General features: G+C 70.8%; 10 protein-coding genes and 1 pseudogene. 6 read left to right on the top strand and 5 right to left on the bottom strand.

All coding sequences use genetic code 11. The features are described from left to right. Positions 1-310, top strand: a pseudogene (locus GUY59_RS25870) (LLM class flavin-dependent oxidoreductase); the annotation flags it as partial. 30 nt (positions 311-340) lie between these two features. Here GUY59_RS25870 and GUY59_RS25875 read toward each other — a convergent pair. Continuing rightward, positions 341-727: an SCO5389 family protein gene (locus GUY59_RS25875; RefSeq protein WP_132334011.1), complete on the bottom strand. Its 387-nt coding sequence runs from the start codon at positions 725-727 to the stop codon at positions 341-343. 86 nt (positions 728-813) lie between these two features. Further along, a complete protein-coding gene (locus tag GUY59_RS25880; protein WP_138202239.1) occupies positions 814-1,743 on the bottom strand; it encodes an ATP-binding protein in 930 nt (309 codons plus the stop codon). 67 nt (positions 1,744-1,810) lie between these two features. Between GUY59_RS25880 and GUY59_RS25885 the strand changes: the two genes are divergently transcribed. After that, positions 1,811-2,290 carry a tetratricopeptide repeat protein gene (locus GUY59_RS25885; RefSeq protein WP_138202238.1) on the top strand — a complete coding sequence of 160 codons (480 nt, stop codon included), beginning with the start codon at positions 1,811-1,813 and terminating at the stop codon, positions 2,288-2,290. Here GUY59_RS25885 and GUY59_RS25890 read toward each other — a convergent pair. Further along, positions 2,287-3,666 (bottom strand): LCP family protein, encoded by a 1,380-nt coding sequence (locus tag GUY59_RS25890; RefSeq protein WP_236667501.1) that lies wholly within the window; start codon positions 3,664-3,666, stop codon positions 2,287-2,289. The genes GUY59_RS25885 and GUY59_RS25890 overlap by 4 nt on opposite strands. A gap of 127 nt (positions 3,667-3,793) precedes the next feature. Between GUY59_RS25890 and GUY59_RS25895 the strand changes: the two genes are divergently transcribed. The 3 genes from GUY59_RS25895 (at position 3,794) to GUY59_RS25905 (ending at position 7,021) form a co-directional block, all read left to right on the top strand. Continuing rightward, on the top strand, positions 3,794-4,504 hold the full coding sequence (locus GUY59_RS25895) for a class I SAM-dependent methyltransferase (RefSeq protein ID WP_138202237.1): 711 nt from the start codon (positions 3,794-3,796) through the stop codon (positions 4,502-4,504). A gap of 43 nt (positions 4,505-4,547) precedes the next feature. Next, complete coding sequence (locus GUY59_RS25900; RefSeq protein WP_138202236.1) at positions 4,548-5,987, top strand: MFS transporter; 1,440 nt, start codon at positions 4,548-4,550, stop codon at positions 5,985-5,987. A gap of 89 nt (positions 5,988-6,076) precedes the next feature. Continuing rightward, positions 6,077-7,021 carry a serine hydrolase domain-containing protein gene (locus GUY59_RS25905; protein WP_201761339.1) on the top strand — a complete coding sequence of 315 codons (945 nt, stop codon included), beginning with the start codon at positions 6,077-6,079 and terminating at the stop codon, positions 7,019-7,021. A 16-nt stretch (positions 7,022-7,037) separates the two neighbouring features. On the opposite strand, the gene GUY59_RS25910 is transcribed toward GUY59_RS25905, so the two are convergent. Further along, positions 7,038-7,907: a LysR substrate-binding domain-containing protein gene (locus GUY59_RS25910; protein ID WP_138202234.1), complete on the bottom strand. Its 870-nt coding sequence runs from the start codon at positions 7,905-7,907 to the stop codon at positions 7,038-7,040. Between the two features lie 71 nt (positions 7,908-7,978). Here GUY59_RS25910 and GUY59_RS25915 point away from each other — a divergent pair, with 71 nt between their 5' ends. Next, positions 7,979-8,854 (top strand): 4-hydroxy-tetrahydrodipicolinate synthase family protein, encoded by an 876-nt coding sequence (locus GUY59_RS25915; protein ID WP_138202233.1) that lies wholly within the window; start codon positions 7,979-7,981, stop codon positions 8,852-8,854. Between the two features lie 52 nt (positions 8,855-8,906). On the opposite strand, the gene GUY59_RS25920 is transcribed toward GUY59_RS25915, so the two are convergent. Continuing rightward, positions 8,907-13,742: a DNA repair ATPase gene (locus GUY59_RS25920; protein WP_138202232.1), complete on the bottom strand. Its 4,836-nt coding sequence runs from the start codon at positions 13,740-13,742 to the stop codon at positions 8,907-8,909. Between the last annotated feature and the right edge of the window lie 3 nt (positions 13,743-13,745).

Raw genomic sequence — 13,745 nt, forward strand, 5'->3', positions numbered from 1 at the left:
CTCGACGGCCCTGGCGGTGCGGGAGCTCAAGGAGTCGTTGCCGCGGTGGCTGGGGCCTGGGCTGGCGGGATATGTGTCGGTGGACGGCCGGCCACGGGCTTCGAGGGACGTCCCGGCGTACGTGGACCTGCTGACGCGCATCCATCCGGTCGGGTCGGCCGGGCACTGCGCGGAGACCCTGCTGCGCACGGCGGAGCAGACCGGGATCGAGCACTTCATCCTGATGGTCGAGGGCCTGGGGGACCATCGGCGCACGCTGGAGAACATCAGGCGCTTCGGCGCCGAGGTGCTGCCGCTGCTGCCCCGGTGACCCGGCGGGCTGCCGGGTCACCGGGAGGGATCAGCAGTCCACCAGCTCCGGTTTCTGGTTGAGGATCTGGGCTCGCGGAGTGACGAACTCGTGCAGGGCCTTCGTGGCCGTCGGGTCGAAGACGGCGACCCGGTGGCAGTTCTGGAAGGCCAGGCGGACCCCGAAGTGGCGCTCCAGCGCACCGCGCATCGCGTCGCTCGCCAGGCAGCGCAGGAGCTGGCCGCGGGCCTCCTCGGACGGCGGTGGCACCGTGTTGTCCTCGAACTCGGCCCCGGTCTGCTCGCGCCGGCTCGCCAGGTCGCTTATCAGCGACCACGCGTACGGCAGCGAGTCGCGGACGCACGCGACGAAGGCCGCGTCGTCCACGTCACCGGCCCTGGCCTGGTCGAGCAGATCGTTCGGAACGGTCAGCGACATGCTGTCTCCTCTCGAAACGGGTCAAATGTGACGCTAGGCGGGGATGGGGAGAGCCTCCAGATGCCTGGAGGGGGACAGTCGCGTGATCAGGGCCCGTAGACGAAGCCCGGGTCTATCTGCTCGGCAAGGTCGGTGCCGGTGCGCTCGTTGCCCCACGCGCGGGCGTTGCGCAGGTGGAACTCCACGGTCTGCCGGCCGAAGCGCTCCCAGTCTTTCTCCTGCTCGTCCAGGGTCTTGCGGAGGAGGGAGAGCGCGTCGGCGTTGCCCGGCTCAAGGTCGTCGAGCGTGAAGTGGCGGCCCTGCTCCATGGCCCGGACGGCGGCCGAGTGCTCCATCCAGGTGAGCAGATCGTCACCCACGTGCTCGCGCAGGAAGTCGACGTCGGACTCGCCGTGCACCTTGTTGCCGACCACGGCGAGCGACACGTCGTACTGGGCGGCATGGTCGCGGTATTGCCGGTAGACGCTCACGCCCTGCATGGTCGGCTCGGCCACGAGGAACGTCAGGTCGAACCGGGTGAACAGGCCGGAGGCGAAGGAGTCGGCGCCGGCCGTCATGTCGACCACCACGTAGGAGCCGGCCCCGTCGACCAGGTGGTTGAGCAGCAGCTCGACCGCGCCGACCTTCGAGTGGTAGCAGGCCACGCCGAGGTCGTCCTCACTGAACGGGCCGGTCGCCAGCAGGCGCAGGCCGTCGGGCGTGGTGAGCCCGAGCGGGTCGGTGGCGAGGTCGTCGAAGCTCAGCAGTGTGGAGCCGCGACCGGGCGGGGTGGTCTTGAGCATGGCCTCCGCCGAGGGGATGCGCGGGTTGGAGCCGCGCAGGCGCTCCTTGATCTCGGTGAGGTGTGCGCCGAGCGGCTCCGGCTGCCGGTCGAGGCCGAGCACGAGGGCGAGGTGCTGGTTGATGTCGGCGTCGATGGCGACCACGGGCCGGCCCTGGCTCGCCACGTGCCTCGCGAACAGCGCCGACATCGTGGTCTTGCCGCTGCCGCCCTTTCCGACGAACGCCACTCTCACGGCGCCTCCTTGTGGGGATGAAAATCGTTACCGTTTCTGTCGGGCACCATCATGCCACACTCGGCGCATGCGAGACGAAGAATTGGCGCGCGCCGTCCACCTGCGTGAGGAAGGTCAGGGAGAGGAGGCCCGGCGGCTCCTCGTCGACCTGGCCCGGCGGCATCCCGATGATGCCGAGGTGTCCTACCAGGCGGCCTGGGCGCACGACGCGCTCGGCCTCGAGGCCGAGGCGGTGCCCTACTACGAGCGCGCGCTGGCGGGCGAAGGGCTGAGCGAGGCCGACCGGCTGGGCGCCTTCACGGGGTACGGCAGCACGCTGCGGGTGCTCGGCAGGCACGCCGAGGCGCTGGAGACGTTCGAACGAGGGTTGAAGGAGTTCCCCGGCGACGGGGCGCTGCGCACGTTCTCGGCGATGGCGCTGCACAACGCCGGGCGCTGCGCCGAGGCGGTCACGACCCTGCTCAAGGTGGTCGCCGAGTCCGACCAGGCCGGCGGGTACGACCGCGCCATCGCCTACTACGCCGACCACCTGGACGAGAGGGTCTAACCGCAGGCGGCGTCGAGGTTGATCGGGTTGTCCGGCTTCTGCGTCGTGGCCGGCTGCTCGCGCGTGGGCACGGTCTTGGTGGACGGGCGGTCCCTCAGGGAGTCGGAGACCGTGTCGCGGATCAGGCCCCAGTCGGGGTTCGCCGTGTCGATCAGCGGCGGCACGAAGCTGAGACTGCGGACCTTGGCGCTCTTCACCTTCTGCGACAACTCCACGACCGCCGGCAGCACGTCCCGGGGCAGGTCGGTGGAGATCGTACGCTTGGCGGCCGTGGCCAGCCGCTCGAAACTGTTGATCACGGTCATCGGCTCCGCCTGCTTGACGACCGCGTTGAGCAGGCACTTCTGCCGTCCCATGCGAACATAGTCATCGCTGTCGGTGCGCGAGCGGCCGTACCACAGGGCCTCCTCGCCGGAGAGCTTGCGCGTCCCCGGCGGAAGCAGGCCCTCGCGGTTGCGGCCGTACACGATGGGGTCCTTGATGGTGACGCGTACGCCGCCCATGGCGTCGACGAGCTCCGCGAAGCCCTTCATGTCGACCAGCACGTGATACTGCACAGGAATGCCGAGGATGCCGCCGATCGTCTCCTTGAGCAGGGCGGGGCCGCGCCGGCCCTTCGGCACGCCCGGCACCATGTCCGGGTGGTCCTCCGCGTACTGGAAGATCTCGTTGAGCAGGCCCGGCGTGTCGGTGCCCGCGCCGGTGAAGCCGAACGGGAACCGCGACCTGGCCGGGCCGTGGGGGAGCGGCACCCTCTGCAGGTTGCGGGGCAGGCCGAACAGCGTGGTCGCGCCCGTCGCGGTGTCCACGCTGGCCACGGTCATGCTGTCGGTGCGCACGCCGGGCCTACCGGGCGCCGAGTCGCCGCCCAGGAGCAGGAACTGCACACGTTCCGCGCCGTTCCACGGATCGTGGGCCATGATGGGCGTGCTGTCGGCGCTCGACGGGAACAACGTGTTCACGACGTCCCGCGACAGGTAGGCGATCCTGGTGGCGTAGGCGGTGGGGGCCAGGATGAGAGCGCAGAGCGCGACGGTCAGCGTCGTGGTCAGGAAACGGCCGATCCGGTCGGAGCGCGGGGGGCGTACGAGCACGAACGACCAGACGATCACGCCGGTCCAGGCCAGGGCGATCGCCACCAGCGCTACGGTGAGCACGGTCAGCCAGCGCGGCTGGACGGCCAGGGACAGGAGGTTGGCGCTGTACGCGGTGACCACGGTGAGCACACCGGCCAGCATCAGCACGTACGCCACCATGAGGGCCAGGCCGGACCGGCGACGTTCGACCGCCAGGTGCGCCACGCCCCACAACATGGCCGCCCCCATGGTCAGCGCGATGCTCGCTCCCAGGCCAAACCCTCGTTCTCTCCCTGTCATGCCTGGTCAAACCCCCAATGCGTGCCCATCCAAGCCACCCTAGTTATGCGTGATGTGCTGGTGACGGTGCGCCAGGGCATGGTTCGGTCAATTCCCGGTCAAGACAAGCTTGAGATATAACGTGAATGTGGGCAAGCGGCACGGTAGTTACGGGTTCGACGCACCCTGGGCGCTGGCGGGGTTACTCCTCGGAGTGATCACGCTCGCGGTGCTCACGGCGGTGTCGTTCACGTTCGACGTCCCGGAGGCGGGGGTCGCCTTCCTGCTCGGCGGCACGTACACGCTGGCCAGCGCGGGCAGCCACCTCTACACGACGCGGCGCGGCAAGCGGGCCGTCTGGGCGGCGGAGCTGGATCGGCTGGAGGGCGGCGAACGCCTGCTGGATCTCGGCTGCGGACGCGGCGCCGTGCTCACGCTGGCCGCGGAACGGCTGCCGGAGGGCCACGCGACCGGCCTCGACCAGCACGCCAGGGAAGCGCCGCGAGCGAGCGCGAACGCCGAGCGGGAAGGAGTCGCCGACCGGGTGTCGCTGGTGGTGGGCGACCTGCGTGACCTGCCGTTCGAGAACGACGCGTTCGACGTGGTCGTCTCCGACCAGGCATTCCACACCATCGCCCGCCGCCAAGGCCGCGAGCAGGCCGTACGCGAGGCGCTGCGGGTGCTGCGGCCCGGCGGCCTCATCCTGATCGCCGACCCGCACCACACCCGGGCGTACGAGGACACGCTGCGCTCCCTCGGCGTCGTCGACGTGCGGCGGCGCGACGCCGGCTGGCGATTCTGGTACGGCGGGCCGTGGTCCCGCACGGAGATCCTCGAGGCCAGAAGCCCTGTCGCATAGGGAGAACGTTTGCCGCTCGCTCGGCGGGTATCGAAATGGCCTTATGAGCGACGTGGAGACCGGCACGATAACCACGAAGGTGCCCGCACGGCTGGACCGGCTGCCGTGGTCACGCTGGCACTGGATGATCGTCATCGGCCTGGGCACCGTGTGGATCCTCGACGGGCTCGAGGTCACCATCGTCGGTAACCTCTCCGCGCAGCTGGCCAAGCCCGGAAGCGGCCTGGACATCAGCCAGGCCCAGGTGGCGGGCACGGCTGCGGCGCTCTATGTGGCGGGGGCCTGCTCGGGCGCGCTGTTCTTCGGCTGGCTGACCGACAGGTTCGGCCGCAAGAAGTTGTTCATCATCACGCTGCTGGTCTATCTGGCGGCGACGCTGCTGACCGCGTTCTCGTTCAGCGTGTGGTGGTTCTTCCTGTTCAGGTTCGTGACGGGATTCGGCATCGGAGGCGAGTACGCGGCCATCAACTCGGCCATCGACGAGCTCATCCCGAGCCGGCACCGCGGGCGCATCGACATCATCATCAACGGCAGCTACTGGCTCGGCGCGGCCGGCGGCGCGCTGCTGACCGTGCCCCTGCTGAACGACCTGCCGGTGAACATCGGCTGGCGGGTCGCGTTCGGGCTGGGCGTGGTGCTGGGCCTGGCGATCCTGCTCGTACGCCGGAACGTGCCGGAGAGCCCGCGCTGGTTGTTCATCCACGGCAGGGGCGACGAGGCCGAGAAGATCGTCGAGGACGTCGAGCAGCAGATCGACGAGGACCTGCCGCAGCCGTCGCAGTCGATGACCATCCACCAGCGCAAGTCCATCGGGTTCGTACGCATCGCGCACACCATGGTCGCCCTCTATCCCAAGCGGACCGTGCTCGGCCTGTCACTCTTCGTCGGGCAGGCGTTCCTCTACAACGCCATCACCTTCGGGTACGCCCAGATCCTGTCCACCTTCTTCGGCATCACCACGAACACCGGCTACTACTTCGCCGTGATCGCGGTCGGCAACTTCCTCGGCCCGCTGCTGCTCGGCCACCTCTTCGACACCGTGGGCAGGATTCCGATGATCTCGGCGACGTACATCGGGTCGGGGTTGCTGCTGCTCGGCACCGCCTGGCTGTTCAACCAGGGGGCGCTGACCGCGGTCACGCTGACCGCCTGCTGGTCGGTGGTGCTCTTCGTGGCCTCGGCGGGGGCGAGTTCGGCGTACCTGACGGTCAGCGAGATCTTCCCGATGGAGACCAGGGCGATGGCGATCGCGTTCTTCTTCGCGGTCGGTACGGCTTGCGGCGGCATCGCCGGGCCGCTGGTCTTCGCCAACCTGGTGGAGAGCGGCGTGCCGGGGGACACGGCGCTCGCGTTCAGCATCGGCGCGCTGGTGATGATCGCCGGAGGGCTGGTCGAGTTGTTCCTGGGGGTCAAGGCCGAGCGCAAGGGGCTGGAGGCCATCGCGGCGCCGCTCTCCGCGGCCGACGTCACCGAAGCGGCCTGAAAGCGAACATCCTGCTAGGAAGTTGTGCCTGACACGGTGTGAGGCTGTATGCCTGATGTGCCGACTGTCAGGGAGGAAACATCGTGGCCATGACCGAGCGGGTCGATGAGGTCCTGCGAGCGGGCAAGGCGCCCCACTTCCACGGGCTCGTGGTGATGCGAGGCGGGGAGGTCGTTCTCGAACGTTACGGAGCCGGACGGGACCACCGGCTCGGCGAGGACCTGGGGCACGTCGTGTTCGACCGGGACACCCTGCACGACCTGCGGTCGGTGTCCAAGAGCGTCGTAGGACTGCTGTACGGGATCGCGCTGGGCGAGGGGCTGGTGCCGGAGCCCGGTGAAGGGCTGGTGCGACAGTTCCCCGAATATCCGGATCTGGTGGCCGATCCCGGGCGGGCGCACCTCACCATCGAACACGCGCTCACCATGACGCTCGGCCTCGAATGGAACGAGGACGCCCCCTACACGTCCCCGGCCAACAGCGAGATCGCCATGGAGCTCGCGCCCGACCGGCACCGCTTCGTGCTGGAGCGGCCCGTCGTCGAGGAGGCGGGGAAGCGGTGGGCGTACTGCGGGGGAGCGACGGCGCTGCTCGGGGCCGTCATCGCGCGCGGCGTGGGCCGGCCGCTGACCGAGTACGCCGAGAGCGCGCTGTTCCGGCCGCTCGGGATCGGCGACTTCGGCTGGACCAAGGGCGACGACGGGATCGAGTCGGCCGCGGCGGGGCTGCGGCTGCGCCCGCTCGACCTGGCGGCGGTCGGGCGGCTGGTGCTCGACGGCGGCCGTGACATCGTGCCCGGCGAGTGGATCACGCGGATGCTCACGCCCCGCATGGTGATAGAGGACGAGTTCCGGTACGGCTACCAGTGGTACATCGGCACCGGCGAACGCCGCCTGTACGAGGGCATCGGCAACGGGGGCCAGCGGCTGCTCGTGGCACCCGGCGAGGACCTGGTGGTGGCGGTGACGGCCGGCGAGTACGACGCGGGCATGGACAGCGCCGGCGCCTTGCTGGACGCCGTACTCGACAGGTGACGATCCGGGCGGCGGGTCAGAGCGGCAGGCGGGCGGCGGCCGTGCGGAAGGCGGAGACGGCGGCCAGGACCGCCGGGTGTTCGCCGTACCCCTTTCTGAAGGCGGCCAGCGTGCGGCGGCGCAGCGGCAGGCGGGTGAGTGGTACGTCGGCCGGTGGGTTGATCGCCGCCAGGTGGGGCACGAGCGCCACCCCCTGGCCGGCCGCCGCGAAGGCGAGCACGGTGTCGAAGTCGTCGATGTGGTGGCGCACCGAGGGCTCGAACCCGGCCGCCTGGCAGGCCCTGATCGCCATCGTGTGGCAGAGGGTGCCCGGTTTGTTGGTGATCCAGGCGTCGGCGCGGGCGGCGGCGACCGAGGGGCGGTCGGTGAGGTAGATCGGCTCGCTGAACAGCGGCTCGGTCTCGATGGACGCGTCCGTGACCGGCGGCACGGAGTCGTATTCGTGCACGAGCGCCACGTCCAGCTCGCCCGCCCGCAGTGCCGCCGAGACGTCGGCGGGGTCGATCTCCGCGACCATGGGCTGGAGCCCAGGGTGTGCGCCGGTCAGCGCGGTGAGCGCGGGAGGCAGCAGCACTCTGGCCGCGGTGGGGAACGCGCCGACGCGCAGCGGCCCCGAGGGTCCGCCACGGGTGGCGGCGAGCGCGGCGGACGCGCGTTCGAGCTGTTCGAGCACCGCTTGGGCGTGTTCGACGAGCAGGTGGCCGGCGGCCGTCAGCGTCACGGTGCGGCCGGTGCGTTCGAGCAGCGGCACGCCCGCCTCCCGCTCCAGCGCGGCGAGCTGCTGGGAGACGGCGGAGGGCGTGAACGTCACGGCCTGTGCCACAGCGGCGATCGTGCCGCGCCTGGCGAGCTCGCGGAGCAGGAGCAGCTTGCGCGGGTCGAGCATAAGGTCAGCTTAACGTCTGGCCAAGAAATCAGTGCTGGACCTAACGGGTTCGCGCGCGGCACGCTCGAAGCATGCTGAGAGGAATCCACGTACCGCTGATCACCCCGTTCACCTCCTCGGGAGAGGTGGCGGCGGACGCGGGGGAGAAGCTCGCGGGCCACGTGCTCGACCAGGGCGCCGCCGGCCTGGTCGCGCTGGGCACCACCGGCGAGGTGGCCGCGCTCGATCCGGAGGAGCGGGCGCTGGTGATCGAGGTATGCGCGCGGGTCTGCGCGGAGCGCCAGGCGCTGCTGACGGTCGGGGTGACGGGCAACGACACCCGGTCCACGGCCAGGGCGCTGCGGCAGTTGCCCGAGGGGGTGGGGGCGGCGCTGGTGACCGTCCCCTCCTTCCTGCGGCCGGGGGAGCGCGGCGTGGTCGCGCACTTCGAGGCGCTGGTGGAGGAGACGCCGGTGCCGCTGGTGATCTACCACATCCCCTACAGGACCGGGCAGGCGGTCGGAGCCGCCACGCTGCGCCGCCTGGGCGCGCATCCGATGGTGGCGGGCGTGAAGTACGCGGCAGGCCTGGACCAGGACGCCGTGGCCCTGCTCGGCGACCTGCCCGCGGGGTTCGAGGTGCTCGGCGGCGACGACGCGTTCATCTCGCCGCTGCTGGCGCTGGGCGCGGCCGGTGGGATCCTCGCCTCCGCGCACCTGGAGACCGCGCGCTTCACCGAACTGGCCGACGCCTGGCACGCCGGCGACGTCACCCGGGCGAGGACGCTCGGGCACCGGCTGGCCCGGCTCTCCGCGGCGCTCTTCGCCGAGCCCAACCCGACGGTGCTCAAGGGCGTGCTGCACGCCCAGGGCCTGATCCCCACCCCGGACGTACGGCTGCCGCTCGTGCCCGCGAGCGACGCGACGGTGTCACAGGCACGCCTCGTAGCGGCACAGCCAGGCGAGTGACCTTCCCACGGCGGGCCGCCGGCGTACGCGAGCGACCCGCCACGGCCGCGCGTCAGCGCTCGGACTCCCTGATGGCCGTGCCGACCTCGCCGACGCGGTCGGCCAGCAGCCCGATCGCGCCGACGGCTCTGGTCATCGGGTCGTCCTCGGATCCTCCGAGCGCCTTGGCCCTGAGGTAGGCGGCCTTGATCGCCGCCCAGCGTTCGGCCTGGACGGGGGTCAGCCGGCCACGCAGCTCGGCCAGCTTGAGCAGGTTCGCCTCGGCGTCCGAGGCCAACGTCTGCGCCTCGCCCAGATAGTGGTCGTCGATCAGCGCTTCGAGCTCGTCGTCGTTCATCGCGGGCACGATGCGTTCGGCCAGCTTGTTCATGTTCCGGTACGACCCCTGCAGCCGGTACGGAGGCTCGGTGCGGGCGGCGTCGGACTGGGCTGCCGAGGCGATGTAGGCCCGGTTGCCGGCCAGGATGACCTCCTGCACCCGCACCAGCTTGGACAACACGCTGAGGATCTGGTCCAGCTCCGGCTTGGTGTAGGGATGACCGAGCTGGTCCGGCCGTACCGTCGTGTCGCCCTTGGCCAGCCGCACCAGCAACTCCACGTCGGCGCGGTCGCGGCCGGCGAGCGGCGCGAGCACAGGGTTGGAGGTGAGGGCGTTGTCGATGTAGCTCAGCGCGAACAGGTCCTCCCTGCCGGACAGCACGTCGCCCAGGTTCCACACGTCGGCCCGGTTGGCCAGCATGTCGGGGATGCGGAAGCGCTGCCCCGACTCGGTGTACGGGTTGCCCGCCATGCACACGGCGAACCGTTTGCCGCGCATGTCGTACGTGCGGGTGCGGCCGTGCCACACGCCCTCGATGCGGCGCTGGGCGTCGCACAGCGAGATGAACTTCTGCAGCAGCTCCGGCGAGGTGTGCTGGATGTCGTCCAGGTAGAGCAGCGTGTTGTTGCCCGTCTCCAGCGCGAACGAGATCTTCTCCACCTCCTGCCTGGACGTGGCGTCGGGCGCGTCGGCCGGGTCGAGCGAGGTGACGTCGTGGCCCAGCGCCGGGCCGTTGACCTTGACGAAGACCAGGCCGAGCCGGCTGGCCACGTACTCCATGAGGGTGGTCTTGCCGTAGCCGGGCGGCGAGATGAGCAGCAGCAGGCCCATCTGGTCGGTGCGTTTGCCCGCGCCGGTCGCGCCGAGCTGCTTGGCCAGGTTGTCGCCGATCAGCGGCAGGTACACCTCGTCCAGCAGGCGGTTGCGGACGAAGGCGCTCATGACCTTGGGACGGTACTCGTCCAGGCGCAGCCGCCGCCGTTCCGCCTCGACCAGCTCGCTCCTGCGGCGCTGGAAGGCGCGGTAGGCGGGGACCCGCTCCCGCCTGAACCTGCGCGTCCTGGTGAGCAGCTCGTCGAGCCTGATCTCCAGCGTGCGGCCGGCGATGCGGGGGTGGGACCCGAGCAGGCCGTCCACGGTCTCGGTCGTGGCGGCGCTGGAGTCGTGGCGGGGCAGGTCGCACAGTTGCACGGCGATGGCCTCGACGACCTCGGGGCCCTCGCGGAAAGCGGAGATCCACGCCTGCGCCAGCTGGAGGCGTTCGGGCAATGCGACCGCCTTGAGGTCCTCCTCGAACTCGCGCACCTTGGCGGGGCCCAGCTCGTGGCGGAACGCGTCCAGCAGGTCGCGCGCACCCTTGCTGGTGACGAACCCGGCGGGGTGGCCGCCCAGCTCCTCGACCAGGTATTCGCCGGCCAGGCCCGCGTCCGGCGCGACGTCCGTACGCAGACCGGTCATGAACTCCGCGATGGCGGCGCCCAGCTCGGCGGCCAGCGCACCGAGGGCGGAGGCGTCGCCGAAGACCGTGCGCGCCCGCACCAGCGACAGCGCCCGGGTGGCGCATGTTTTACGTGAAACCTCGTCCAGCCCGAACACCCAGAACAGCTGGGCGGCCGCGCGGACCTCGGCCGGGTAGCGCAGCAGCCCGGCCCCCTCCCACAGCCGTACGAGCGCGTCGAGGATGATCGTGGCGTCGTGGTCGTGCACGCCCCGCTCGTAGCCTTCGTCGTAACGTGACTCGGCGGCCTGCCGGACCAGGTCGGCCAGGGGCTTGCCGGGCGTGACCGAGTCGAGCAGCGAGGCGGCCAGGTGCTCGGCCCGGTAGACGTCGGGCGTCTCCGAGACCAGCAGCTGGTCCCAGAAGGGCCAGGTGTCGGCGAACGACTCGGGCACGGGCGCGCGGTAGTCGGTGCCCGTGATGGCGAAGTACATGGAGGTGCGCTCGTCGTCGCCCTCCACGTGCGGCACCAGCGTCAGGTCGATCGGCTGGGTGTTGACGGCGAACCGGTGGTGGCCGAGGCGCAGCGTCTCGCCGCCGTCCGCGAACAGGTCCAGGCGGTCCCGCAGCGAACGCGCGGCCTCCTGCTGCGCGGACTTGACCCGCCCGTCCAGCTCCTCCGCGCGTACGGCGTCGCCGAGCGCGCGCAGCTCGCCGGCGGCCGAGCGGACCTTGGCCACCATCGGGTCGGTCGCGAAGTAGGTGTTCACCTCGTCGAGCGACGACAGCGACCCGATGCGGCGGGTGACGCTGGCGAGGACCCGCTCGGCGGAGCCGAAGATGCGGTCGGCGCGGCGGGCCAGCTCGTCGAGCTGGGTCTGCTTGCGGGACGAGAACGCCTCGTAGACGTCGTCCCGCTTGGCCGACAACTGCGCGGCGAAGTCGTCGAACTCGCCGAAGCGCGACTCCAGGTTCTCCAGCTGCAACATCAGCCGGCCGAGCTGCTCGTCGCACTTCGCGGGGGTGTCGGCGATCGCCAGCCCGCCCGTGATGGCCTGCCCCAGCAGGGCGAACTCGGCGGCGAACGCGGCCCGCCCCTCGGCCCCGAGCAGCTCACGGCGGCGGCCGTCCAGGACGGCCCTGGCGCGGTTGACGCCGCCGAGCACCTCGGCGATGCGGCCCAGGATGGACGTGCGCACGGTGGCGTCGGCGATCTCCAGCGAGCCGACGACCTCCGTCACCACCTCCAGCCCCTCCGACTGCTCGGCCAGCCGCTCGGCGACCGGTTCCGCCTCGGCGGCTGTGGTGATCGCGGCGGCTTCGGCGGCCAGCCGCTCGACGGCGGCGTGGTAGCCGGTGAACGCGTCCGCGCCCTCCAGGAACGCGACCGCCCGCCGGCCCACCGAGTCCAACTCCTCCGACACCGACGCGGCCAGGTCGTCGAGCGCGGCCAGATCGACGTGGCGGACCTCGCGCAGCGTCACCAGGTGGCCCTGGGCCCTGCGCAACGTGGCCAGCAGGCTCACCCAGGCGTCGGCGGTGACCGGGTCGTCGGCCTGGGCGCGGCGTAGCAGGCGGGTGGTCTCCTCCGTCGCCGCGGTGAGCGTGCGCTCGGCCTGCCTGGTGAGCTGCTCGACGTTCTCGTACTCGTCGAGCACCTGCTCGGCGGTGGCGCGTACGTCGGACAGCGGGCCGCGCAGGCCGTGGTCGCCGAGCCAGTGGTAGGAGTCGAACGCCCGCGTGCACGCGGCGATCAGGCCCTCGAACGTCCCCGCGGACGGCGCCATCTCCTCGACCATGCGCGACACGGACAGGCAGTCGGAGATGCCGCGTACCAGCTCGGCGTTGCCGATGCGCTCCAGCGGGCCGGTGCCCGCGGGCTGGGCGGCGGCGTAGGTGTCGGAGACGTACGGGGTCTGCCAGACCTGCATCGGGTGGACCCGGGTCGGCTCCTCGGAGGTGGCGCGGAAGACCACCATCGTGCCGTCCTCGAACAACGAGTAGCCGTGGCAGACGAGGGGCGTGGCCACCTCTTTTCTGATCACGTTGTACGGCAGCAGCAGTGAGCGCCCGTCGCCCCTGGCGTGGAAGACGTACAGGACGTCCTCGCCGTTGGGGGAGCGGACCACCCGCTCGAACTCCAGGTCGGTCACGTCCGTGTCGAACGTCTTGCTGACCCCGGTCGCCAGGTAGTAGCCGCCGGGGAAGATCAGCCCCTGGTCCTCGGGCAGCCGCCGGCAGGCCTGCCCGATGCCGTCGAGCCGCACGACGGACTTGGTGCGCACGTTGAAGACCAGGTGCCGCCAGTCGGTCTCCTTGTACGGCTTGATCCGCATGAGGATGAGCGGCCCCACCCTGGCGTACTCGACGTCGGCGTCCGCGAGGCTCTGCAGGGGTTCGGCGACCGGCTCGGAGTAGACGCCGGCGCCGGTCTCCGTGTTGTCCTCGACCTTGATGGTGAGGTCCCCGCCGACGGTCTCGACGAACACCTCGCCCGCGATGGAGATGTGCGGGTGGCGGCCGAGCACGTGGTCGTCGCGGGTGGTGGGTGTCCACTCGAAGTCGTGGGACGGGGGGAAGACGTGGTCACGCTCACCCCTGTTATCCAGATATTTCGCCACTCCGCCGGTGCTGACCGCCCAGCGCAGCACCCGGAGGTCCCCGGGCCCCGTCCTGAACACCGCCAGCAGCTTGCCCTCCACCCGCCGGAGCTGCTGCAGCCGCGTCTCCTTGTAGTAGCGGTAGAGCTCGGCGAAGTCCTTCCCGAACGCCGGGTCCTCCAGCGTCTCCAGCCTGTCGGCGTCGAACCGGAAGGCGTCGCCGTCCCTGGAGAAGCGGTGCACCGCGAACACGTCGGCCACCGTCGTCTCCGGCTTGAGCCCGATGAAGACGTTGTAGCCGAACAACATCACGTCACCCAGGGAGACGATGTCCCTGGGGACGCAGTTGTGCTCCGTGCGGATTCGCTCGGTGCCCAGCAGGCGCAGCTCCGCGCCGCCGAACACGCGCAGCCGCTCCTGGTTGACCGCCTCGGCCGCCGCCGCGAGGGCCTTGGCCTGGGCCTGGAGCCGGTTCCTGAGGACTTCGTACGTCCCCGCCTCCAGCCCAGGCCCGGCTTCGAGCGTAGTCACAGA

The organism is Nonomuraea sp. K271 (assembly GCF_009908215.1).
Classification (GTDB): Bacteria; Actinomycetota; Actinomycetes; order Streptosporangiales; family Streptosporangiaceae; genus Nonomuraea; species Nonomuraea longispora.